Source organism: Roseovarius sp. MBR-79, assembly GCF_053628555.1.
On sequence record NZ_JBRJGP010000009.1, the window covers coordinates 15156 to 38765 of the forward strand.

At 66.1% G+C, this 23610-nt stretch carries 23 protein-coding genes; 5 read left to right on the top strand and 18 right to left on the bottom strand.

Annotated features, from left to right (window positions below):
* Window positions 1–7: 7 nt before the first annotated feature.
* The 4 genes from ACSSV8_RS10655 to ACSSV8_RS10670 form a co-directional block, all read right to left on the bottom strand.
* On the bottom strand, window positions 8–973 hold the full coding sequence (locus tag ACSSV8_RS10655; protein WP_454282411.1) for a DUF3179 domain-containing protein: 966 nt from the start codon (window positions 971–973) through the stop codon (window positions 8–10).
* A gap of 86 nt (window positions 974–1059) precedes the next feature.
* Window positions 1060–1755: a hypothetical protein gene (locus ACSSV8_RS10660; protein WP_454282412.1), complete on the bottom strand. Its 696-nt coding sequence runs from the start codon at window positions 1753–1755 to the stop codon at window positions 1060–1062.
* Window positions 1756–1759: 4 nt separating this feature from the next.
* On the bottom strand, window positions 1760–2308 hold the full coding sequence (locus ACSSV8_RS10665) for a peptidylprolyl isomerase (RefSeq protein WP_354539541.1): 549 nt from the start codon (window positions 2306–2308) through the stop codon (window positions 1760–1762).
* On the bottom strand, window positions 2301–2807 hold the full coding sequence (locus tag ACSSV8_RS10670; RefSeq protein WP_454282413.1) for a peptidylprolyl isomerase: 507 nt from the start codon (window positions 2805–2807) through the stop codon (window positions 2301–2303). The genes ACSSV8_RS10665 and ACSSV8_RS10670 overlap by 8 nt, the downstream gene beginning before the upstream one ends.
* Before the next feature lie 127 nt (window positions 2808–2934).
* Here ACSSV8_RS10670 and ACSSV8_RS10675 point away from each other — a divergent pair, with 127 nt between their 5' ends.
* The gene (locus tag ACSSV8_RS10675) at window positions 2935–4122 is read left to right on the top strand and encodes a phosphoglycerate kinase (protein ID WP_454282414.1); all 1188 of its coding nucleotides are present in this window, start codon (window positions 2935–2937) and stop codon (window positions 4120–4122) included.
* Window positions 4097–4936, top strand: a complete 840-nt coding sequence (locus tag ACSSV8_RS10680) for an SDR family NAD(P)-dependent oxidoreductase (RefSeq protein ID WP_454282415.1) — start codon at window positions 4097–4099, stop codon at window positions 4934–4936. The genes ACSSV8_RS10675 and ACSSV8_RS10680 overlap by 26 nt, the downstream gene beginning before the upstream one ends.
* A 7-nt stretch (window positions 4937–4943) precedes the next feature.
* Here the strand turns inward: ACSSV8_RS10680 and ACSSV8_RS10685 are convergent, their stop codons facing one another.
* The 11 genes from ACSSV8_RS10685 to ACSSV8_RS10735 all read right to left on the bottom strand — a co-directional run bounded on the left by ACSSV8_RS10685 (window position 4944) and on the right by ACSSV8_RS10735 (window position 16876).
* Entirely contained in the window at window positions 4944–5618 is a 675-nt protein-coding gene (locus ACSSV8_RS10685; protein WP_454282416.1) for a nitroreductase, read from the bottom strand.
* Window positions 5618–6730, bottom strand: coding sequence for a primosomal protein N' (replication factor Y) - superfamily II helicase (locus ACSSV8_RS10690; RefSeq protein ID WP_454282417.1), 1113 nt, complete (start codon window positions 6728–6730; stop codon window positions 5618–5620). The genes ACSSV8_RS10685 and ACSSV8_RS10690 overlap by 1 nt, the downstream gene beginning before the upstream one ends.
* A 10-nt stretch (window positions 6731–6740) precedes the next feature.
* Window positions 6741–7163 carry a hypothetical protein gene (locus tag ACSSV8_RS10695; protein WP_354539547.1) on the bottom strand — a complete coding sequence of 141 codons (423 nt, stop codon included), beginning with the start codon at window positions 7161–7163 and terminating at the stop codon, window positions 6741–6743.
* A 4-nt stretch (window positions 7164–7167) separates the two neighbouring features.
* Window positions 7168–8289, bottom strand: a complete 1122-nt coding sequence (locus tag ACSSV8_RS10700; RefSeq protein ID WP_454282418.1) for an SPFH domain-containing protein — start codon at window positions 8287–8289, stop codon at window positions 7168–7170.
* A gap of 21 nt (window positions 8290–8310) precedes the next feature.
* Window positions 8311–9258: a DUF2927 domain-containing protein gene (locus tag ACSSV8_RS10705; RefSeq protein ID WP_454282419.1), complete on the bottom strand. Its 948-nt coding sequence runs from the start codon at window positions 9256–9258 to the stop codon at window positions 8311–8313.
* The gene (locus tag ACSSV8_RS10710; RefSeq protein WP_454282420.1) at window positions 9259–10458 is read right to left on the bottom strand and encodes a toxic anion resistance protein; all 1200 of its coding nucleotides are present in this window, start codon (window positions 10456–10458) and stop codon (window positions 9259–9261) included.
* Window positions 10459–10470: 12 nt separating this feature from the next.
* A complete protein-coding gene (locus ACSSV8_RS10715; protein ID WP_454282421.1) occupies window positions 10471–11391 on the bottom strand; it encodes a 5-bromo-4-chloroindolyl phosphate hydrolysis family protein in 921 nt (306 codons plus the stop codon).
* A 213-nt stretch (window positions 11392–11604) separates the two neighbouring features.
* A complete protein-coding gene (locus ACSSV8_RS10720) occupies window positions 11605–12396 on the bottom strand; it encodes a 5-bromo-4-chloroindolyl phosphate hydrolysis family protein (RefSeq protein WP_354539552.1) in 792 nt (263 codons plus the stop codon).
* 50 nt (window positions 12397–12446) lie between these two features.
* Complete coding sequence (locus ACSSV8_RS10725) at window positions 12447–12752, bottom strand: hypothetical protein (protein ID WP_354539553.1); 306 nt, start codon at window positions 12750–12752, stop codon at window positions 12447–12449.
* Between the two features lie 118 nt (window positions 12753–12870).
* The gene (gene mfd / locus ACSSV8_RS10730) at window positions 12871–16335 is read right to left on the bottom strand and encodes a transcription-repair coupling factor (RefSeq protein WP_454282422.1); all 3465 of its coding nucleotides are present in this window, start codon (window positions 16333–16335) and stop codon (window positions 12871–12873) included.
* A 13-nt stretch (window positions 16336–16348) separates the two neighbouring features.
* Window positions 16349–16876: a component of SufBCD complex gene (locus tag ACSSV8_RS10735; RefSeq protein WP_454282423.1), complete on the bottom strand. Its 528-nt coding sequence runs from the start codon at window positions 16874–16876 to the stop codon at window positions 16349–16351.
* Between the two features lie 129 nt (window positions 16877–17005).
* Here ACSSV8_RS10735 and hemB point away from each other — a divergent pair, with 129 nt between their 5' ends.
* The 3 genes from hemB (at window position 17006) to ACSSV8_RS10750 (ending at window position 19250) form a co-directional block, all read left to right on the top strand.
* Entirely contained in the window at window positions 17006–18007 is a 1002-nt protein-coding gene (hemB, locus tag ACSSV8_RS10740; protein ID WP_454282424.1) for a porphobilinogen synthase, read from the top strand.
* Between the two features lie 122 nt (window positions 18008–18129).
* A complete protein-coding gene (locus ACSSV8_RS10745; RefSeq protein ID WP_454282425.1) occupies window positions 18130–18690 on the top strand; it encodes a lipid-binding SYLF domain-containing protein in 561 nt (186 codons plus the stop codon).
* On the top strand, window positions 18687–19250 hold the full coding sequence (locus ACSSV8_RS10750) for a DUF4202 domain-containing protein (RefSeq protein ID WP_454282426.1): 564 nt from the start codon (window positions 18687–18689) through the stop codon (window positions 19248–19250). The genes ACSSV8_RS10745 and ACSSV8_RS10750 overlap by 4 nt, the downstream gene beginning before the upstream one ends.
* Window positions 19251–19260: 10 nt before the next feature.
* On the opposite strand, the gene ACSSV8_RS10755 is transcribed toward ACSSV8_RS10750, so the two are convergent.
* The 3 genes from ACSSV8_RS10755 to ACSSV8_RS10765 form a co-directional block, all read right to left on the bottom strand.
* A complete protein-coding gene (locus tag ACSSV8_RS10755; RefSeq protein WP_454282427.1) occupies window positions 19261–20682 on the bottom strand; it encodes a protein adenylyltransferase SelO in 1422 nt (473 codons plus the stop codon).
* A gap of 275 nt (window positions 20683–20957) precedes the next feature.
* Window positions 20958–21518 (bottom strand): acetolactate synthase small subunit, encoded by a 561-nt coding sequence (gene ilvN / locus ACSSV8_RS10760; RefSeq protein ID WP_354540417.1) that lies wholly within the window; start codon window positions 21516–21518, stop codon window positions 20958–20960.
* Between the two features lie 80 nt (window positions 21519–21598).
* Complete coding sequence (locus tag ACSSV8_RS10765; protein ID WP_454282428.1) at window positions 21599–23353, bottom strand: acetolactate synthase 3 large subunit; 1755 nt, start codon at window positions 23351–23353, stop codon at window positions 21599–21601.
* Window positions 23354–23610 lie beyond the last annotated feature (257 nt).

Genomic DNA, 23610 nt, shown 5'->3' on the forward strand with positions numbered 1-23610 from the left:
GCGCGGTTCAGCGGATCATCCATTTCCCGTTCGGCCAGAAGGCGTGAAAGGCAAAGGCGAACATCACGTCATGGGGCACGTTGCGGCCCTCGGCGTCCCGCACCCGCACCGTGCCCACGTCGCGCCCGCCCGCGATCGTGCCCGCATCGAGCGCCGAGGCCTGTCCCGCGTCCCATGAAATCCTGACGCCCGCTTCACTGACGCCGCCTTCGCTCCGGATGCGGGTGAGCGGCCAGGCGCGGTCACCCACGCGGACCACACGCTCGAGCGGCGGAATGCCGTGGGGCGGGTCCTCGCCGTCATAAAGGAACGGGCGGCGCGAGCTGTCATAGCCCTGATAGGGATTGCGCCCGTAGGAGCGGTTGAAATGCGGCTCCGCCATCACGAGGCCGTCGGGATTTCTGCTGCGAAACTGGTCCCAGCTTTCCATCCAGCTTGGCAGCATCCGCAGTTCCACGCCGGTCATCTGCCCGACGATGCCTTCGCCGATGGCCTGTTGCCACCAGCTTTCGGTTTCGCGGTCATACATCACCATGTCGGACATACGCAGCTTGCCCGAGACGCCGAAGCTGAGGACGCGGCCCTTTACCCGCCGGTCAAAGGTCATCGCCGAATTGCACAAGGGGCAGTAGGTGACGGCCACCGGGATGCCGCCGATCTGGTCATTCACGATCTCGTGCCACATGAGATAGCGGATCGGATAGGCGCGGGGGGTCTGGCCGTCGAGTTCCAGCGTCATCACCGGTTCGTTGCCCTTGATCCGGGTCTCGGACTTGGCGCGCAGGAATTTCGGCGCGTCGATGGCCGGGATGCCGTCCTTGGGCGGCCCGCCAGATCGGATCTCGGACCAGTCCTTGATGGTGGTGCGCGAAAAATCGGTCTGCGGCCATTCGCTGCGCCATTGCGACGGGTTGGCATGCGCGAGCGGCACGGCAAGGACGAGGGCCGCGAGAAAGGCGATGAGGCGGGACATGGGTGCTCCTGCAACGAAGGGTCGCGCCGATGATGCAGGCCGCGCGGGATTCGGGCCAGCCCATCCCACGCGAATGTGAGCGCGTGTCAGCCGCGTTTCGCCTCCGAGAGCGCGCGATCCCACAGCCGGTCGCGCATGATCCGCCGCATGGCGCGCGAGAGCTCGCCCACACCGTCGCGCGCATAGATGCGACCGTGGGTCAGGATCAGGCGCTCCGGTCCCCAGTCGAGCACCTGTTCGACCAGATCGCCCATGGCCGTGCGCCCGCCAAGACGCGCGGCCAGGCGCGGGGGCGGCTTGCCGTCACTGTCGTCGATCCCCGCCAGCCAGACCAGCGGTCGTGCCCAGGGCGGCAAGGGCGCGGTATCGACGGCGATGATCAGCCGCGACAGGATCGCCGAGCGGCTGGCCAGATGGCAGAAAACATGTTCGTAATTCGCGCCATGGCGCAGGGTCAGGGCGCGGATGTCGCGCCGCCACGGCGCATCAGAGAGCCCCTCGCCCTGCCAGAGCCGCGCCTCGGGAAAGGCGGCGCGCCAGTCGCCCAGCCACGGCAAGTCAGGGGCGCGGGGCAGCACCAGATGCGCCACCCGGCCCTGATCCGCGAGCCATGCCCGCAGATCGGGCGTGAGCGGCCCCGGCGCATGGACCCAGAGCGCGCCGCCGCCAATCCGCGCCACCACCGTGCGCAGCGGCATCGGCACCTTGAGCCGCCAGGGCACGGTCGCGCCCTCGATGGTCCATAGCCCCTCGGCAAGGGGCACCGGGGCAAGGGCGGTCACGGCCCTAGTTGGTGACGCGCACGCGCGTCATCACGTCCGGCTCACCGATGACCGCGCCATTGGGGCCGCGCCCGCGCTTGATCTTGTTCACGATCTCCATGCCGGAGGTCACACGCCCGACCACGGTATATTGCCCGTTGAGATGGGTTGCGGGCGCGAACATGATGAAGAATTGCGAATTGGCGCTGTCGGGGCTCTGGCTGCGGGCCATGCCGACCACGCCGCGCTCGAACGGCACGTCCGAGAACTCGGCCTTGAGGTCGGGGCGCTTGCTGCCGCCGGTGCCCGCGCGGCGCATGTCGCCGCCCGCGCGCCCGAATTCCACATCGCCGGTCTGCGCCATGAAGCCGTCGATCACGCGGTGGAACACCACCCCGTCATAGGCCCCCTCGGACGCGAGCGCGCTGATCTGCGCGACATGGCCGGGGGCCACCTCTTCGAGCAGGTCGATGGTGATGGTGCCATTGGCCACGCCCTTCACGTCGATTTCGAGACCCGTGGCAAGGGCGGGGCCAGAGGCCAGAAGGCCCATGGCAAGAACGAGGTTACGCATCGGCGGCCACCTTCACGCTGATCATCCGGTCGGGGTTTGCGGGCGGCTCGCCGCGGGTGATGGCATCGACATGCTCCATCCCCGAAATCACCCGTCCATAGACGGTATATTGCCGGTTGAGGAAATGGTTGTCCTTGAAATTGATGAAGAACTGGCTGTTGGCGGAATTCGGGTTCTGGCTGCGCGCCGCGCCGATCGTGCCGCGATCATGGGGGATGCCGCTGAACTCGGCCTTGAGATCGGGCAAGTCGCTGGCGCCGGTCCCGGCCATGCGGGGGTTGTAATCCTTTTCCATGTTGGCGTGCTGCACATCGCCGGTTTGTGCCATGAAACCGTCTATCACACGGTGAAAGGCCACGTTGTCATAGGCCCCGGCGCGGGCAAGCGCCTTCATGCGTTCGCAATGCCCCGGCGCGATGTCGGGCAGAAGCTCGATGGTGACGGTGCCATCCTTCAATTCGATCAGAATGGTGTTCTCGGGGTCCTTGATCTCGGCCATGTCATGCTCCTTTGTCGGCTTTGCCACAGGTCTAGGGCCTTGGGGCGTGCTTGCCAAGGGCAGGCGGTTGACGCCGCGCCATGCCCGCGCCAATAGAGGCGCGAAACCTCATGAGGAGACCGCCACGATGGGCTGGAAAACGCTGGACGATATGGACCTTGGGGCCAAACGCGTGCTGGTGCGCGTGGATATCAACGTGCCGGTCGAAAACGGCACCGTGACCGACACCACCCGGATCGAGCGCATCGTGCCCACCGTCCACGACATCCTTGCGCGCGGGGCCAAGCCCATGCTCATCGCCCATTTCGACCGGCCCAAGGGCAAGGTGGTGCCGTCCATGTCGCTGCGCGTCGTGGTGCCCGCGCTCGAGGCGGCGCTGGGGCGCAAGGTGCGCCTGATCGAAACGCTGGAGGGGGCCGAGAACCTGACCGAAGAAGCGCGCGCCGCCGATGTGCTGCTTCTGGAGAACATCCGCTTTCACCCCGGCGAAGAGGCCAACGATCCCGATTTCGCCGCCCGTCTTGCCGCGCTGGGCGATATCTATTGCAACGATGCCTTTTCGGCGGCGCACCGGGCGCATGCCTCGACCACGGCGCTGGCGCATCTCTTGCCCGCTTGTGCGGGGCGGCTGATGCAGGCGGAGTTGCAGGCGCTGGAGGCCGCCCTTGGCGCGCCGAAACGCCCCGTCGTCGCGGTGGTGGGCGGGGCCAAGGTCTCGACCAAGCTCGACCTTTTGGGCAATCTGGTGGAGAAGGTGGATACGCTGGTGATCGGAGGCGGCATGGCCAATACGTTTCTGGCCGCGCTCGGCCTCGATACGGGCAAATCGCTCTGCGAACACGAGATGGCCGGAACCGCGCGTGAGATCATGGGGCGGGCGGGCGCTGCGGGGTGTGCGATTTTGTTGCCTGCTGACGTGGTTGTGGCGCGCGAGTTTGCCGCAGGGGCCGCGCATGAGGTGGTGGGGGCCCATGCCTGCCCACCCGATGCGATGATCCTCGATGCCGGACCGCAGGCGGTGGCGCGGATCACCGCCGCGCTCGATGGCGCGAAAACGCTGATCTGGAACGGGCCGCTGGGGGCCTTCGAGATCGCACCCTTCGACGCCGCCACCAACGCCGCCGCCCGCCACGCGGCAAGGCTCACGGGCGAGGGGCGGCTTACGTCGGTCGCGGGCGGCGGCGATACGGTGGCCGCGCTCAACCGCGCCGGAGCGGCGGAGGGGTTCACCTACATCTCGACCGCCGGTGGCGCGTTCCTCGAATGGATGGAGGGCAAGGAATTGCCCGGTGTCGCGGCGCTTCACGGCGCTTGACGCAGAGGCCGAAACCGGCGCAGCGTGGGGCATGGAAACATTCACCCTGATCACTGGCGCCTCTGAAGGGCTTGGTGCGGAATTTGCCCGCCTTGCCGCCGCCGAGGGGCGCAACCTCATCCTGACCGCGCGCTCGGAGGACAAGCTCAATGCGCTGGCTGAGGAACTGCGGGGGCGCGCGGGCGCGGTCATCGTCCTGCCCGCCGACCTCGGCGATCTGGCGCAGGTCGAACGCATCTGGCAGGCGGCGAGCGAGGGGCGGCAGATCGACCGGCTGGTGAACAATGCAGGCCTTGGCCGTCACGGGCATTTCGGCACCGGCGAGGGATGGGCGCGCGATCTGAGCACGATCAATGTCAACGTGACCGCGCTCACCTGCCTGATGAAGGCGGCGATCCCGCACATGCAGGCGCATGGCGGCGGGCGCATCCTCAACGTGGCGTCGGTGGCGGGGTTCATGCCGGGGCCGACGCTCTCGGTCTATCACGCCACAAAGGCCTATGTGCTCTCGCTGTCCGAGGCGGTGGCCGAGGAATTGCGCGGCGGCCCGGTGAGCCTGACGGTGCTTTGCCCCGGACCGACGGCAACGGCGTTCTTCGACGCGGCGGACATGCACGGTATCGGCCTCTTGCGCCTCACACGGCCCGCGCGGGCGGATGCCGTGGCGCGCGCAGGCTGGGCGGCAATGGCGGAAGGCCGCCGGGTGGTCGTGCCGGGGCTGCTCAACAAGGTCTTCGCCTTCAGCCCGCGCGTGACGCCCCGCGCCCTTGCCACGGTCATCGCCAGCAAGGTGATGGGCAAGCAGGGTGCCTGACGCCGGATCAGCCGCGCAGGTCCAGAATGTCGTCAAGCCCCGCGCGCGTGGTGCGGAAGCGGTTGACGGGATGCGCGGCATCGGGCCAGCCAAAGGAGATCGCGCACAGGATGAGCCGCCGCTCCGGCAACTCGAAATGCGCGCGGATGAAGGGCGCATAGGCCGCGACCGAGGCTTGCGCGATACTGCCCACGCCAAGCGCCGTGGCCGCCAGCATGAAGGCCGTGACAAAGCCGCCCGTGTCCATCGCGCCGTAGGGCCCAAGGGCCGCCTCGGTATGGACAATGGCCACATGCGGCGCGCCGAACAGGCGGTAGTTTTCCATGCTTTGCTCGGCGCGGGCGGTGCGATCCTCGCGGGCGATGCCCACGGCCTCGTAGAGTTGCAGGCCGCATTCGCGGCGGCGCGCGCCATGCACGCCCGGATAGCTTTCGGGCCAGGGCAGGTCGGGACGGGGCGTGCCATGGGCCACCTCGTGCAAAAGCGCCTTGCGGAAGCGGGCGGTCTCATCGCCTTGCGTCACCAGAACCTGCCAGGGCTGCGCGTTGCACCACGACGGCGCGCGCCCCGCCGCCGTCACGATGCGCGCGATGGTCGCTTGCGGCACCGGGTCGGGGCGAAAGGCGCGGCAGGAATGGCGGGCGGCAAGCAGGTGCTCCAATCCCTCGATTTCGGCTGTCATCAGAACCCTCCTTCCATCGCCACGACATAGCCGATGGCCCCCGCCACCAGCGCGCCGAGGACCACCGCCACGGCGATTTTCCAGGCCGACCACGGCCGTTCGCCCTGCACCCGGCCGGTGCGGGCATTGACCACGAAGCGATAGGTCTCGCCCCGGTATTTGTAGGCGGCAAGCCAGACGGGCAGCAGGACATGCTTGAAGGTGACGCCGCTTACCTCCGTGTCGATGGCATGGATGCGCTGCCGGTCTCCGCCGATGTCGAACCGCACGTCGCGGGCGATCACCGCATCCATATGGGCGCGCGCCTCGCCAAAGCCCGTTTCCAGTTCGACACTGTAGCCCTCGGCGCGAAACCCCGCGAGGTATTCCGGCGTGTAAGGTTCCAGCGCCGAAAGATCCCACGGCTCCAGCGCGTCGGTAAAGCGTTTGGGCAGGGAGGTCGAGGCCAGCACCAGCACATCGTCGAAGAACCGCGAAACCCGGCCCGAGGCGGGGCTCCAGCGGACCTTGGCCACCTGCACCTGTCGGCGCTTGCCGTTCTGGGTGACGGTCTGCGTCTCATAGTAGACCGTGCCGCGCTCGCCGCGATAGCGGCTGTCGGTCTGGGCGTCGAAGGTCCAGTAAGGCACATAGATGCCCTGCATTTTCCGCCCCTTGCGCGCATACTCCTGCAATCCGCCCGGCGCGAACCAGAGCCGCCCTAGCCAGTCGGTCATGGCGCGGCGGGCCGTGGCCTCATCCAGCGCGAAGGGCAGAAGGGCGCGCGGCTTTATATGGCGGTGCGCGCCGGTATCCGTGACCACGGGAGAGGCGCAGAACGGGCATTCGGTGGCGTGGGTGTCCGCGCCCAGTTCGACCTGCGCGCCGCAGCTAGTGCAGGTGGTGGTGCGGGTTTCCTCGATCTCCTGCGCGGGAAGCTGGTCGCGGAGGGCTGCGGTAAAATCAAGCTCGCGGATGCCGCCCTGCCACGGCCCGCCGGTGCCGATCTCGGCCACGTCGCCGCAATGATCGCAAATCAGCCGGTTCTGCCCCGGATCATAGCGGTAATCCGACCCGCAGCTTTGACAGGGAAAGCGGTGCTCGATGGGGGCGGGGGGCGGTGTGTCTGTCATCGGGCCGCCTTCACAGGATGTGGTGCAGGAAACGCGGGGTCATCCGCCGCAGGGCCCCATCGCCAAGCGCGGTGTGCCGCCACAGGTTGAAGATGCCGTGAATGAGCGCCGCGGCCAGAAGTGTCAACAGCAGCACCCGCGCGGGCGGGCCGGGCAGGGGGCGCGCCATGCCCTCGGCCACAAGCGCCACCGCCCCCCAGCCGATGAGCCCGTAAAGCCCGCGATGGAGCCACGGGTGGCCCATGCGAAACGCCCCCGCAAGTCTGGGCCCCGGCCCGTTCATCAGCCCGAACCCGAGCGCCAGCGCGCACATCGCCAGCCCCGAGAGCGCATAGAGCCACGCCAGCCACGCCGTCGCCCCCGCGTCGCCCAGCACGAAGAGCAAAAGCGTCGCGGTCAGCCAGTGCAGCGTGATGGTCGCGCGGCGGCGCATGGGATCACGCCCCCGGCGGCGGCGGCGGCAGGACGGTGAAAAGCTGCGCCAGTTCGGCCACGTCCTCGGCGCGCTTCCAGCCGTCCTGACCGGCGGTCCAGACATGGGTCTGGCGGGTGAGCGTGCCCTCGGTCACCATGCGCCCGAGACCCGCCTTGGAATAGGGTCCATGGGTCTGGCCGGCTTCGGCGATGTGCCAGACATGCTCGACCGGCGGGGGCGGGGGCGGGGGGGCGGCCTCGGGACGCGCGCCCCATGGCCCCTGCGCCCGGTTCTGTTCGGCCATCTGCTGCGCCATGGCCATGCCCATCCCCATGCCAAGGCCTGCGCCGATGCCGCCGCCGCCCGACGGGTTCTTGGCCGCAGCCGTCATCGCCTCGGCGGTGGAATATTGCGTGAACCGGTTCAGGTCGCCCGCGATGCCCATCGAGGTGCGCTTGTCGAGCGCCTCCTCGACGGCGGGGGGCAGGGATATGTTCTCGATGTAGAATTCCGGGATCTCAAGCCCGTATTCCGCGACCACGGCGGTGATTTCGCCCGCCACAAGCTTGCCCAGATCGGCGGTGTTGGCGGCCATGTCGAGCACCGGGATGCCCGAGCCTGCGATGATGCGCGAAAACGCCTGCACGATGATGTTGCGGATCTGAAAGCTGATCTCGTCCATGGTGAATTCACCGTCGGTGCCGACGATCTCGGCCATGAACCGGGCGGGGTCCGAAACGCGCGCGGTGTAGGTGCCGAAGGCGCGGATGCGGGTGGGGCCGAATTCCGGATCGCGCAGCATGATCGGGTTTTTCGTGCCCCATTTCAGATTGGTAAACCGCGTGGTGGAAACGAAATAGATCTCCGACTTGAAGGGCGAGCGAAAGCCGTGATCCCAGTGTTGCAGGCTGGTCATGATCGGCATGTTGTTGGTTTCGAGCATGTAGAGACCGGGGGTAAAGACATCGGCCAGTTGCCCCTCGTGGACGAACACCGCCGCCTGCCCCTCGCGCACGGTGAGCTTGGCACCATACTTGATCTCGTGGCCCTCGCGCTCGAATCGCCACACCATCGTGTCGCGGCTGTCGTCGGTCCAGTGGATCACGTCGATGAACTGGCCGGAGAGGAAATCGAAGATGGGCATGGGAAACTCCTTGGTTGGGCGTCAGACCGGCCCGCCCGCGCGTTCGTCGAGCAGACGGCGCAGGATGGGGCGGGCCTCGTCGGGGGTCATGCCGGGTTTGAGGTCGGGGTGATAGAGAAGCCATAACAACTCCTCGTCGTGGCGGGTGAGCAGGGCGAATTCCTCGTCATCGTTGAAGATCGAGGGCCGCGCGCGGGGGCTGTCATTCGCCAGCCCCAGACCCTGTGCCAGTTCCTCGTGGATGCACGAGGCGCGTGAGAGCGGCGGATGTTCCGCGCGCACCCAGGCGATGGCGAGGTCATAGGAATGGGGATTGCCCTTTTGCGAAAACGCCACGACCAGACAGTGAATGGAGCGGGGCATATCCCGAAAAACGCCAAGCGTGGCGGCGTCGATCTGGGGGGCCAACGCGCGCACGCGGGCCAGCCCGTAGGCGCGGTCATCCTCGCTCATGAAGAGGACGTGAAAATTCGCGCCGCGCGCCTCTGACGTGATCGGGTGGCGCGTCACGCGCGCAATGCGGGCGGCATACCCGCTCACGGCGGCGCGGTCGGCGGCGCGCTGATCGGGCGGCACGGAGGGGCCGAACTCGACCCCCAGGCGCACCGGCGCGGTCCATTTGCGCAAGGCCCCGGACTGGCCACCCGAGGGGCGGAACCCGGCCCCGGCACGGTATTCGTCAAAGAACACGATGGTTTCGAAATTGCGCATGAGATCGGTGTCGGTCCAGGGCGTGTCCGGCCCGCCGCCATCGCTGCGCAAAAGGCCGCGGCCGAGAAGGTCGCGCTCGATGCGTGCATAATGCGCGGCAAGCGCCGCGCTTGTCTCGGAGGGGGCAGGGGCCGCCGGGCGCGTGGCGGGGGGCGGCGCGGGGGCGGGTGCCGCTGGCGGGGCCGCCATCTCGCAGCCCGCCAGCGCCAGAACCGCCGCGCCCCAGAGCGCCAGCCCGTGCCGTGCCCGCATCCGCATTCAGCCCTTTGGCACGGCGCTGCCGGCATTTTCGCCGACACCGGTCTTGCGCGCCTTGGCCGAGGCGAGCGTGTCGCGCAACTCGGCCTCCATCTTCTTCAACTCCTCCTCGGCGCGGGCGCGCTTGGCCTTGCCTTCGTCGGCAATGGCAAGGCTTTCCTCGATGGTGCCGATCAGGTCGGCATTGGCCTTTTTCACCGCCTCGATGTCGAACACGCCGCGCTCCATCTCCTGACGGATCATCTTGTTGCTTTCGCGCAGGTTCTTGGCGTTGGCGGTCAACAGCTCGTTGGTGAGGTCATTGGCGTCGCGCACCGCCGCCGCCGCCTCTGCCGAGCGCTGGATCGTCACCGCCTGCGCCAGTTGGGTTTCCCAGAGCGGGACGGTGTTGACGAGGGTGGAATTGATTTTCGTCACCAGCGATTTGTCGTTCTCCTGCACCAGCCGGATCGAGGGCAGCGATTGCATGGTCACCTGACGGGTGAGTTTCAGATCATGCACCCGGCGCTCCAGATCGTCGCGCGCCGCCCTCAGATCGCGCAATTCCTGCGCCTTCATCACCTGATCATTCTCGGGCGCGGCCTGAACGGCGGCCTCCTTGGCGGGAATGTCCTTGTCGTCGAGATCCTTCAGCTTGGCCTCGCCCGCCGCGATGTAGAGCGCCAACTCGTCATAGAAGGCCAGCGTCTTTTCATAGAGCAGGTCCAGCGACTTTATATCCTTCAGAAGCGTGTGCTCATGGCTGAGAAGGTCATCGGTGATCTTGTCGATCTGGCCCTGCACCTGCTCGAACTTGGCGGTGAACTTGGCGAAGGGGGCGGCGCGGCCCAAGAGTTTTTCCCACCAGGACCGCTCGCGGCGCACGTCCAACTCGCTGACCGAAAAGCCGCGGATCGTGGTGACGATCCCGCGAAGGCTGTCACCCGCCGGGCCGACATCCTTGTTGCGCACGCCTTGCAGCATGGATTGCGAAATGACCTGCAATTCGGCCTGTGCCGCCGAGCCGAAAGAGACGATGGATTGCGTGTCGCCCATGTCGATCTCCGCCATGCGACGGGTGATCTCGGCGCTTTGCGGCGCATCGGCCTTTTCAAGCGGCACGATGGCATTGGCCTCCGAGGGCACGGGCAGGATGGCGCGGCTCACGGCCTCGACATCCTTGAGAACGGCTTCGGCCTTTTGGCGGGTGGTCTCTGACATGGCTTTATCCTCTTACGCTAAATCGCGGGCTTCAAGGTGAACGCCCTCACGCTCCAGCCGGTCGCGCAGCACCTCGATCTCGATATCGAGATCGGTGCTGCTGTCGGCCATGAGCGCGCGGGTCTTGGCGGTGAAATTCCGTTCCAGGTCGTCGAGCAGGGCAAGGTATTTCTCGCGCGCTTGCGGATTCGGGGCGCGGGCGGCAAGGTCGGCATATTTCACCGTCGCGTCGCGCGCCCCCATGAGGTAGACGCCAAGGAACTTGCGCGCGGCGGTCAGGTCGCGCGGGTCCTCCTCGACCGTGCGCAACATGTCGCGCACCGTCACCTGAAACCCGTCAAGGCGGCGTTCAAGCTGCCGGTCGCCCGCACGCCGCAGCGCGCCCGACATGGATTTCAGATAGTCCTCGGCCTGATCGACCACCCGCGCCACGCGGTCGCTCTGAAAGCTGTCGATGCCCTCGGCCCCCTTGTCGCGCAAGGGGTCGAGGCCGAAGGCGAAACTGTGCAGCACCGCGCCCGCGATGGCATAGATTGCGGGTTCGACGATCCTGCCCTGCGCGGCGAAGGCCGCGACGAAAAGCCCCGCGCCGGTGAGCGCGGAGGCGAAGATCTTGCGCGGGATGGCGGGGCGCTTGGCGATGCGGCGCGCCTCATAGGCCTCTTGCGCCAGAATCCCCTCGCGCGTGAGCCAGGCCGCGAGCAGCAGCAATCCGAGCGCCGAGAGGTTGAGCGCGAGGCCCGTGGCACCGCCCCCAAAAGCACGCACCGCCAGCGGCAGCGGCGCGATGAAGAGCATGTTGACCCGGCCACCCGCCCGCGTGCGCCGCGCGCCGCGATAGCCGCCGCGCGGCGGCTCTTGGCCCTTGGGGCCGCCCGTGGGGCTACCATTCGGACCACCGGGGCTGAACTTGCCGCCGAAACGCTCGGCCATCACACGCCCCCCGTTGCCGCCACGAAGGCGATGAGCGCCACCAGGAGGAAAAACGCCAGTTTCTGTAGCCCCGTGTCGCTCATGTCCCTGCCGCCCCGGCCAAATCCTGTCTGAAACTTAGGGGAAGGGCGCGGGCGGCGCTAGGGGGAACATGACGGCTGTTGTCGCAGCGGAGCTCGGAAGGTGCTGCATATTTCGGGCGACGTGCGTCGGTCAGAGCGGCTTGCGTTGCATACGCGACTTGAGCGCGCTCAGTTGCACCTCGACCGAGTCCCGGCCACCGTTGACAAATTTGCGCGCCTCAAACGAGAAACTGTCCTCGAACTCTGCCATGGAGGTCAGGTAGGCGTCTCGCAGCGCGCGATCCTGCGTGGTGCGGAACTGCGTGGCATATCGGCGGGTCAAGGCGACGATCTCGCCCAGAATATGGCTCAGGTGCTTGCGCAGTTCGCGGTGACGGTCGGGGTCATCTTCCAGCGCGCGGATCATCAGGGCGACGGTCTTGCGGAACCCGTCGATCTGCTCTGCGAGTTGCGGATCGTTCAGCTCGCCGATGCTCTGCCCAAGCTGATCGAGATGATCCGACGCGACGCGGATCAGTTTATGCGCCTCGTGCTGTCGGATGTCGGCGGCGGTCTCCAGCCCCTTGTTGCGCAAGGGGTCGATGCCGAAGGCAAGCATGGCAAGGCCCGATGCCACACAGCCCTGCACGAGCGCGGTGATCACATGAGCCTCGTTATTGAGGAGCATCGCGGTGAAGGTCACACCCAGCAAGACCGATCCGCCCAGCAAAAAAGGCACCTTCGGACGCCTGGCAACGGTCTTTTCCGTATAGGCCTTCTTGAGGTGGAGGCCGAGCGATATCATCGCAAGCGCCCCGCCAAACCCGGCCAGAAGCGCCGCGTTGACCAGGATATCACGCATTTCCGTGCCAAAAAACGCAAAGGCAAGCGGGCAAACCGCGAGAAACATCGAGGACACGGCCGATTGTGTGCGCGGGTTCATGGGAGGACGTTGCCGGGCAGGGGCCGCTTGCAAATAACGTTGAAAAAACATTACTCAGTCTCCTTCCCGACTGTCAGAGAGCGAAGGCTACCACTGCTCCGAACGTCGTGGAGGTCATGGACCACATTCATGCCGAGGAAATCGGAGAGCGGTGCCGGCATCTTGGTTTGCATGCTCTGGAATAACAGCAGGAAGAACAGCAGCGTGAACGACAGGTTGGGTAAAAGCCGGGAGGTGAGCGTTCCATCGCCAACAAGATGATCCACGCTGTCGCGCAGGGATTGAATGGAACTGCGCACGCTGCGTGCGAGAAAAACCAGCGCCACGATAAGGGTGAAGAAACCGATCAATCCCATACGCAAATTCCTGACAAGTGTTGATCCGATCACTCATGTCAGGCGTTTATGGCAATCATGGGACGTTCCCTTGCCAATCTTTGGATTGCGGACACGGGCTTGGGGCCTGCCGCCCACCTCAACCGCGTGTGCCGGTGGCCTTTTTCTTCTCGTCCCGGACCTTTTCCGCCAGATCGCGGGCGATGGCGAAGGCGCCCTTGACGCGGTCGGCCTCGCCCTTCCAGTCGCGGCGCACGACGATCTTGTTGTCGCGGACCTTGGCCAGCCCGCGCTGATCCTGAAGGAACTCGGCCAGCCCCTGCGGCGAGGCGAACTTGTCATTGTGAAACTGGATCGTGGCACCCTTGGGACCGCCGTCGAGCTTGGCAATCCCTGCGCGCTTGCACATCGCCTTGATGCGCATGACCAGCATCAGCATGTTGACCTCGCGGGGCAGGGGGCCGAAGCGGTCGATCATCTCGGCGGCAAGCCCCTCAAGCTCGACCTTGCTTTCCAGCCCGCTGAGGCGGCGATAGAGGCCAAGCCGCACGTCGAGATCGGGCACATAGGCCTCGGGGATGAGCACCGGCACGCCAAGGTTGATCTGCGGCGCCCATTGCTCGTCCATCTCGGTTACGGTGGCAATCTCGCCCGAACGGATGCGCGCGATGGTCTCCTCCAGCATGGATTGGTAAAGTTCGAACCCCACATCGCGCATCTGGCCGGATTGCTCCTCGCCCAGAAGATTGCCCGCGCCGCGAATGTCGAGATCCTGAGACGCCAGCGTGAAGCCCGCGCCGAGCGTGTCGAGACTGCCCAGCACGCGCAGGCGCTTTTCTGCCCCCGGCGTCAGCGGCACGCGCGGCTTGGTCGTGAGATACGCATAGGCGCGCGCCTTGGAGCGGCCCACGCGGCCCCGGATCTGGTAAAGCTGCGCCAGCCCGAACATGTCGGCGCGGTGGATGATCATGGTGTTGGCGGTGGGGATGTCGAGGCCCGATTCGACGATGGTCGTGGCGAGAAGCACGTCATATTTGCCGTCGTAGAAATTGTTCATCCGCTGGTCAAGCTCGCCCGCCGCCATCTGGCCATGGGCGACCACGTAGCTCACCTCGGGCACCTGATTTTTCAGGAAATCCTCGATCTCGGGCAGGTCCTTGATACGCGGCACCACGAAAAAGGACTGCCCGCCCCGGTAATGCTCGCGCAGAAGCGCCTCGCGCACGGTGACGGTGTCGAACTCCGACACATAGGTGCGGATCGACAGGCGATCGACGGGCGGCGTGCCGATGATCGAGAGATCCCGCACGCCCGAGAGCGAGAGTTGCAGCGTGCGCGGGATGGGCGTGGCCGTCAGCGTCAGGACATGGATGTCGCTGCGCATTTCCTTCAGCCGCTCCTTGTGGGCGACGCCGAAGCGCTGTTCCTCGTCGATGATGAGCAGGCCGAGATTGTTGAAGCGCACCCCCTTGGCCAGAAGCGCATGTGTGCCCACCACGATATCGGCGCTGCCCTTTGACATCGCCTCGCGGGTGAGGTTGGCATCACGCGTCGACACGAAGCGCGACAGCGCGTGGACCGAGAGGGGAAAGCCGCGGAATCGCTCGGAAAATTCCCTGTAATGCTGGCGCGCAAGCAGCGTGGTGGGCGCGATCACCGCCACCTGGTGCCCGGCCATGGCCGCCGCAAAGGCCGCGCGCATCGCCACCTCGGTCTTGCCGAAACCGACATCGCCACAGATGAGCCGATCCATCGGGCGGCCGCGTTCCAGATCCGAGAGCACGTCCTCGATGGCGCGCAGCTGATCGTCGGTCTCGGTATAGGGGAAGCGGGCGGCGAACGCCTCCCACGCGTGATGTTCGGGGGCGATGACGGGCGCGCGGCGCAATTCGCGCTCGGCGGCGACGCGGATCAGGCGGTCGGCCATCTCGCGGATGCGCGCCTTGAGCTTCGCCTTCTTGGCCTGCCAGGCGCCGCCGCCCAAGCGGTCCAGCAGCCCCTCCTCATGGCCGTAGCGCGAGAGCAGTTCGATATTCTCGACCGGCAGGTAAAGCTTGGAGCTTTCGGCATATTCCAGCACGAGACATTCATGCGCGGCCCCCGCCGCCGTGACCACTTCGAGGCCCAGATAGCGCCCGATCCCGTGATCGACATGCACCACCAGATCGCCCTGACCGAGCGCCTGCGCCTCGGTCAGGAAATTCTCGGCCCGCCGCTTGCGCTTGGCCCCGCGAATGAGCCGGTCGCCCAGCACGTCCTGTTCACTGATGACCGTGAGGGCGGGGGATTCGAACCCCTGTTCCAGCGGCCAGATCGCCAGATGCAGCCCGTGCTTGCCCACACCCCTTATGCTCGAGACCGAGACCGGCCCGACAAGGCCCTCATCGGACAAAAGCCCCTCGATACGTTCGCGCGCGCCCTGGGAATAGGACGCGATCAAAACCGGCCCCTTGGCCAATTTTGCCTCAACATGGTCTTTCAGAACACTGAAAAGGTTTGTGTTTTCCTGTTGGCGCTCAGGCGCGAAATTACGCCCGATACGCCCGCCTGCATCCACCACCCCCGGCCCGATGGGGCGCGGCAGCGCCGCGAACTGCACCACCCGGCGCGCGCCGAGTGCTGTGCGCCACCCGCCCTCGTCGAGATAGAGCAGATCAGGCGCGATCGGCTGATAGACCGTGTCGCCGCGCGCTTTCTGCCCGAGCGCATGGCGGCGCGCCCCGTATTGGTCGCTGACCTGCTCCCACCGCGCGGCGCGGGCGGCCTCGGCCTGATCGTCAAGCGTGACGGGCACCTCGGGAAGGTAGTCGAACAGCGTCTCGAGCCGCTCGTGAAAGAAGGGCAGCCAGTGCTCGACGCCTGCCTGCTTGCGCCCCGCGCTCACGGCCTCGTATAGCGGGTCCTCGGCCCCGCCCGCGCCGAACTCGATGCGGTAATTCTGACGAAAGCGGCGGATCGCGGCCTCGTCGAGGATCACTTCGGAAACGGGCGCAAGCTCGACCCGGTCAAGCTTTTGCGTGGTGCGCTGCGTGGCCGCATCGAACCGGCGCACCCCGTCGAGCACATCGCCGAAAAGATCGAGCCGCAGCGGCCCTTCCTCGCCCGGCGGATAGATGTCGATGATCCCGCCGCGCAGCGCGTAATCGCCCGGCTCGGTCACCGTGGGGGCCTGCGCAAATCCCATGCGGACAAGGAAATCGCGCAAGGCTTTTTCGTCGATCCGCTCGCCCACGGTGGCGGCGAAGGCCGCGCCGCGCAGCACCTCTCGGGCGGGCAGGCGTTGCGTGGCCGCGTTGAGCGTGGTCAGCAGCACGAATTGCGCCGGCATCGCGTGGGCCAGCCCCGCCAGCGTCGCCATGCGGGTGGACGAAATCTCGGCATTGGGCGAGATGCGGTCATAGGGCAGGCAATCCCAGCCGGGAAAGCGGATCACCGGCATGTCGGGCGCGAAAAAGCGCAGCGCCTCGGCCATCGCGGCCATCCGCTTGTCGTCGCGCGCGATATGAATGACCGGGCCGTCGGCCTTTTGGGTTTCGGCCAGCACGAGCCGCGCGTCAAAGCCTTCGGGCGCGCCGCCCATGACGATATGGCGCTTGTCTGTCATGCCCTGTCCCCGCTCAGCCCAGAACGCCGATGTTCATGTTCTGATACATGCCCCACATGGCGGTGACGAAAATCGAGATCATGCCGATGATCTGCACCACAAGCCGGTGTTGCCCGAGCCGCGTGATGAGCGCTTCGCCCGCAAGCCCCTGATCGCGGATCGCGCGCGCCGTCCGCACCGAGACGAGCCCGACCAGCGTCAGCGGAAAGCCCAGCATGACCAGCGCCTGCGAGAATTCGTTGTCATAGACAAAGCCCAGAAGCGCCAGAGACGTCAGCACGAAGGCCACGACCCCGGCAAGGATCAGCCCCGATTCATGGGCCACGAACAAAAGCCGGTTGGTGTTGATCCGCACCATGTCCTCGAAATCGGCCATTGCCTCGCTGCCCGCGCTGCGGCGGGCGCGCATGGCCATGTCCCAGGGCACGCCAAGCACCCAGTGGCTTGCGCTCGACCAGGTCACCGCAAGCGCGATCCAGAACCACAGGTTGCTGAACGAACGCAGGTCGATGAGTTCGAAAACATTGTCGAGAAAGGTCAAGGCCGCGCCTCAATGGAGTGTATCGCCCGCCCTCTTAGCGCCCGCGCGCGGCAATTCCTACCCTTGAGATGGGCGAATTTCCATGACAGTGAGGAAGTGATGACGCCACAGCCCGCGACGAGCCAGCCCATGACCCCATTTCAGGCCGCCTTTCCCGCCACCCGCACCCGCCGCACCCGCATGAGCGGGGCCTTGCGCGCCATGGTGGCGGAAAATGCGCTCTCGCCCGCCGATTTCATTTGGCCCCTCTTCGTGCGCGACGGCGACGGGGTAGAGGAGCCGGTGCCGTCCATGCCGGGCGTCTATCGCCGCTCCATCGACAAGGTGGTGGAGGCCGCGCGCGAGGCCGCGGATCTGGGCATTCCCGCGGTCTGTCTTTTTCCCTTCACCTCGGTCGCCAACCGCACCGCCGATTGCGCCGAGGCGTGGAACCCCGAGAACCTGAGCAATCGCGCCACCCGCGCCATCAAGGCGGCCGTGCCGGGGCTGGCGGTGATGACCGATGTGGCGCTTGATCCCTATTCGGATACCGGCCATGACGGCTATGTGGTGGCGGGCGAGATCGTCAACGATGCCACCGTCGAGGCGCTGGTGAAACAGGCGCTCAGCCAGGCCGAGGCGGGCGTGGATATCATCGGGCCGTCGGACATGATGGACGGGCGCGTGGGGGCCATTCGCGCCGCACTCGAGGGGGCGGGTCATCACAATGTGGCGATCATGGCCTATTCGGCCAAATACGCCTCGGCCTTTTACGGACCGTTCCGAGAGGCCGTGGGGGCGGGCGATGCGCTCAAGGGCGACAAGAAGACCTATCAGATGGATGCCGCCAACTCGGACGAGGCGCTGCGCCTCATCGCGCGCGACCTGAGCGAGGGCGCGGATATGGTGATGGTCAAGCCTGGGATGCCATATCTCGATATCTGTCGGCGGGCAAAGGAGAAATTCGGCGCGCCGACCTTCGCCTACCAGGTCTCCGGCGAATATGCGATGATCATGGCGGCCGCGCAGAACGGCTGGATCGACGGCGAGCGCGCGATGATGGAAAGCCTCATGTGCTTCAAGCGGGCGGGCTGCGACGGGGTGCTGAGCTATTTCGCGCCCGCCGCCGCGCGCCTTCTGAGCGCGCGCTGAGTGCGCGCGGGAACCCGCGCACAATCTCAATCCGTAGTGACAGACAGTGACTTCGCGCCTATACTGAGTAGAGGACCGGCAGGAACAGGCTGGCGCATCAGAGGCAAGGAACGGGCACCGATATGAGCACTCTCACACGACGCGGATTCACCCTTGGGATACTGGCGAGCGCGCCGGTTCTGGCGGCCTGCAACAACGGTGTCGGCAGTCCGGGGGCCGCGCGCATCGACGCGCGCGTGAACGCCACGCTGGACCACATGTTTGCAACCTATCCCGGCACACGCGCGCTGGCCGACAAATCCACCGGGATGCTGGTCATGCCGGTGGTGACGCAGGCCGGGTTCATGGTCGGCGGCGGGTTCGGGCGCGGGGCGCTGCGGATCAACAACGTGACGGTGGATTACTACTCGGCCACCAAGGGCAGTGTCGGTCTTCAGATCGGGGCTCAGCAATTCGCCCACGTTCTGTTCTTCATGACCGAACAGGCGCTTCAGGGGTTCCGCCGGTCTTCGGGATGGGCGGCGGGGGCCGATATCCAATATGCCTTCAACGACCGGGGCGAGAACCTGCGTGCCGAGACGACGACATCGACCGCGCCGGTCGTGGCGGTGATCTTCGGGCAGGCGGGGCTGATGGCGGGCGTCTCGCTCGAGGGTATGAAATACACCCGCATCATCCCGTGAACGACCGGCTGACACAGGCGCTGAGCGCCATCGACGCCGCCAATGCGCAGGACCCGGACCGCGCCGAGGGCGCGCCCGCAGCCCTGCTTTATGGTCAACGCATGAGCGAGGAACTGGCGCGGCTCTGTCCTGATGCGTCAGAGCCGTTGCAGATCGCCGCGCGCGGGCAGCATATCGAACGCTGGACCTCGCCGCGCGCGGGCTATCCTGAGGGGCGCGCGGGCTATCTGGCATGGCGCACCGATCTCGCCCGGCATCACGCCGCGCGTGTGGCGCAGATCATGGCGGATGCGGGCTATGGACGCGCGGACTGCGCGCGCGCCGCGGCCATGCTGCGCAAGGAGGGGATCAAGCGCGACGCCGAGGTGCAGATGCTGGAGGATGTGATCTGCTTCACCTTCCTGCGTTGGTATTTCGCGCCCTTCGCGCCGACGCAGGACGCGGCCAAGCTCGACCGCATCGTCGAAAAGACCGCGCGCAAGATGTCGGCGGATGCGCGCGCCCGCGCGCTGGCCGAGTTCGATTTGCCAGAGTCGTTTGCCCGTCATTTCAGCGTTTGAAACTGCGTCCTCACGTGCCGCAAAAGGTGTGCTGAACCACTTCCGACGGCATCGGTGGGCGTCTTAGCTCCGCCGCGTCGGGCTGATCCTCGAACGGCTTTGAGAGAACATGAATAAGACGCTCCAAGGGTTTGAAATCGCCAGACATACCGGCTTCGATCATTTCTTCGATGCGGTGGTTTCGCGGAATGAAAGCGGGGTTTGCGGCGCGCATCACCGCCGTCGGGTCCGCCTCGCGCGCCAGCCGCGCGCGCCAGCCGGTTTCCCATGTGTCAAAGGCCATCGGGTCGAGGAACTGATCGCGCGCGCCGCCCGTCGCCAGCGCGCGGAAGGTGTTGGTGAAATCCGCCCGCCCCTCGGCCATGCGCGCCAGAAGATCGCCCACAAGCGCGGCCGCCTCCGGCCCCGGCTCGGCAATGCCGATCTTTCGCCCGAAGGCGCGTTGCCATTCGGCCTCGATCCGGTCGGGCATGGCGTGGACAAGGGCGGTGAACTCCTCCACCGCCGCATCCGCGTCGGGCATGAGCGGCACAAGCGCTGTGGCGAATTGCGCCATGTTCCACACGATCACATGGGCCTGATTGTCATAGGCATAGCGGCCATGCGCGTCGATCGAGCTATAGACCGTCTGCGGGTGGTAGCTGTCCATGAAGGCGCAGGGGCCGTAGTCGATCGTCTCGCCCGAAATGGCGGTATTGTCGGTATTCATCACCCCGTGGATGAACCCCACCGAGAGCCAGCGCGCCACCAGCCGCGCCTGCCGCCCGATCACCTCGGACAGAAGATGCGCGGGATCCTCGACGTGGGGATAATGCCGCGCGACGGTGTAGTCATAGAGCGCGCGCAGGCTGGCCAGATCGCGCCGCGCGGCGAAATACTGGAAGGTGCCGACGCGGATATGGCTGGCCGCGACCCGCGTGAGCACAGCTCCCGGCAGCGCGCCCGCCTCGCGCCAGACCGGCTCGCCGGTGGCGACGGCCGCGAGCGCGCGGGTGGTCGGGATGCCAAGCGCGTGCATCGCCTCGGACACCACGTATTCGCGCAGCACGGGACCCAGCCATGCGCGCCCGTCCCCCATCCGGCTATAGGGCGTGGGGCCCGAGCCCTTGAGATGGATGTCGCGGCGCTGGCCTTTGCTGTCCACCACCTCGCCCAGAAGCAGCGCGCGCCCGTCGCCAAGCTGCGGCGAGAAGCCGCCGAACTGGTGCCCGGCATAGACCTGCGCCAGCGGGGCCGCGCCCTCGGGGGCCTCGTTGCCGGAAAAGACCCGCGCCAGCGTGTCCGCGTCGCCGATGGTGATGCCCAACTCTTCGGCAAGCGGCGCGTTGAAACGGATGAGGCGGGGCGCGTGCACCGCTGCGGCCGCTTGCCGCGTATGGAACGCTGCGGGCAGGCGGGCATAGCTGTTGTCGAACGGGATGGCGAGTGGCACGCGGGACCTCCTGTAGATATGTCCTGAAGGTAGACCTTCGTGGCCGGGGTGCAAGCCGCGCGTCACGCCTCGCGACCCGCCGCCTTGAGCCGCGCGTGAAGCGCCCTGGCCTCGGCCACGGGGGCGCGCACGCGGCTCAGATCGGTTGGCGGGGTCATGTCGCACCTCTCGGCTTCGGGCTCTGCCGTGAGGTTTGCCCCGCAGGCCCCGCGCCGCGCGCCCGCAAGCGACACGGGCGTGGCCCTCCCGCGACATGCGCGCGGATTTTGCGCCGGTCAGATCCCGCGCGACATGGCCGCGACCCCGGTGCGCGCCATCTCGTGAAGGCCGAGCGGGCGCATGAGATCGGCGAAAGCGTCGATCTTTTCCGGCCCGCCGGTAATCTCGAAGACAAAGCTGGTGAGCGTGCTGTCCACCACCTTGGCACGGAAGATATCCGCCAGCCGCAGCGCCTCGACGCGCTTGTCACCCTCGCTGGCCACCTTCAGCAGCGCCAGTTCGCGCTCGACGCTCGCCCCTTCGACGGTCAGGTCATGGACCTCGTGGACCGGCACGATTCGGCCTAGCTGCGCCTTGATCTGCTCGATCACCTGCGGGGTGCCGGTGGTGACGATGGTGATGCGGGACGTGTGGCCGGTATGGTTCACCTCGGCCACGGTCAGGCTGTCGATATTGTAGCCCCGCCCCGAGAAGAGGCCGATCACGCGGGCGAGCACGCCCGGCTCGTTATCGACGATCACGGCAAGGGTATGGGTCTCCTGCACATCCGAGAAATTGGGCCGCAGGTTATAGGCGGAATGCTTGGACGAGCCTTTTTTGATTTTCAGCGGGGACATTCTTTCAATCCTTGTTGGAGGCAGTGTTGTTCCGGAATTTTCAAAAAATTCCGGAACGTTTTCTTTTCAAGAAAACGGGGTCACACCAGCACCGCCCCGCCTGCCTTGATGGCGTCCTTGGTCGAGGCTTCGCCAAGCAGCATCTTGTTATGCGGCTCGCCCGAGGGGATCATCGGAAAGCAGTTCTCGTGCTTTTCCACCAGACAATCGAAGATCACCGGCCCGTCATGGGCCAGCATCTCCATGATCGCGTCATCGAGATCGGCGGGGTCCTTGCAGAGGATGCCCTTCGCCCCGAACGCCTCGGCCAGTTTCACGAAATCGGGCAGTGCCTCGGACCACGACGACGAATAGCGCTCGCCATGCAGGAGTTCCTGCCATTGCCGCACCATGCCAAGCCGCTCGTTGTTGAGGATGAACTGCTTGACCGGCAGGCGGTATTGGATCGCCGTGCCCATTTCCTGCATGTTCATCAGCCACGACGCCTCACCCGCGACATTGATCACAAGCGCCTCCGGGTGCGCGATCTGCACGCCGATGGAGGCCGGAAAGCCGTAACCCATGGTGCCGAGGCCGCCGGAGGTCATCCAGCGATTGGGGTCCTCGAAGCCCAGATATTGCGCTGCCCACATCTGGTGCTGGCCGACCTCGGTGCAGATATAGCGGTCATGCCCCTTGGTCAGCGCCTCCAGCCGTGCCAGCGCATATTGTGGGCGGATCACCGGGCCGGATTGCTTGAACTCGAGGCAATCCACCTTGCGCCACTCGTTGATCCGCTCCCACCATTTGGCGATGCCCTCGGCATTCACCTTGCGTCCGCGCGCCTTCCAGACCGCGAGCAGGTCCTCAAGCACATGCGCGATGTCGCCGACGATGGGAATGTCGGTCTTGATCACCTTGTTGATCGAGGAGGGGTCGATGTCGATATGGGCCTTGATGCTGTCGGGGCTGAACGCATCCAGACGCCCGGTGATCCGGTCGTCGAAACGCGCGCCGATATTGATCATGAGATCACAGCCATGCATCGCCATGTTGGCCTCGTAAAGGCCGTGCATCCCCAGCATCCCGAGCCAGTGCCTTCCGCTCGCCGGATAGGCCCCGAGGCCCATCAGCGTGGAGGTGATCGGAATCCCCGTCGCCTCGACCAGTTCGCGCAGAAGCCGGCTTGCGGCGGGGCCCGAGTTGATCACGCCGCCGCCGGTATAGAAGATCGGGCGCTTGGCCTTCTCGATGGCCGCGACAAGATCGGTGATGCCCTCGATATCGCCCTTGACCTGCGGCTGATAGTGATGCGTGCGGGCCTTCTGAGGCGGCGTGTAGTCGGCACTGGCGAATTGCACATCCTTGGGGATGTCGATCAGCACCGGACCCGGGCGGCCCGAGGTGGCGACGTGAAACGCCTGATGCAGCGTGTCCGACAGGTTTTTCGTATCCGAGACCAGCCAGTTATGCTTGGTGCAGGGCCGCGTGATGCCGACGGTGTCTGCCTCCTGAAAGGCGTCTGTGCCGATCATGAAGGTGGGCACCTGTCCCGTGAGAACGACAAGCGGGATGCTGTCCATCAACGCATCCGTGAGGCCGGTGACGGCATTGGTGGCACCGGGGCCCGAGGTCACCAACACGACGCCGGGCTTGCCGGTGGAGCGGGCATAGCCTTCGGCGGCGTGCACGGCGGCCTGTTCGTGGCGCACGAGGATGTGGCGGATGTCGTTTTGCTGGAAAATCTCGTCATAGATAGGAAGCACGGCACCGCCGGGATAGCCGAACACGACCTCCACGCCCTGATCCCTGAGGGCCTGAACCACCATTTTCGCGCCGCTCATCTGACGTGTCATCGTTCTTGCTCCGTATATGGCGTAATCGTGATACGCATTAAAAAGCCCCCGGTCCTGTGGCGGGGGCGCATGGGGTGCCGATATGGTGTTTCCGTTACCGGCCCACGCGCCATTTGCCTACGATAAGGACAATCCCCGACATGGACCGCCGACTCCCTTGCTGCGTGGCGGCGACATTAGGAGGGGGGGCAGGGGGCGTCAAGCAGGGTTTGTGGATAAAATGTCGCGCGATTGCCAAATTCTTTTCATTTGTTGCG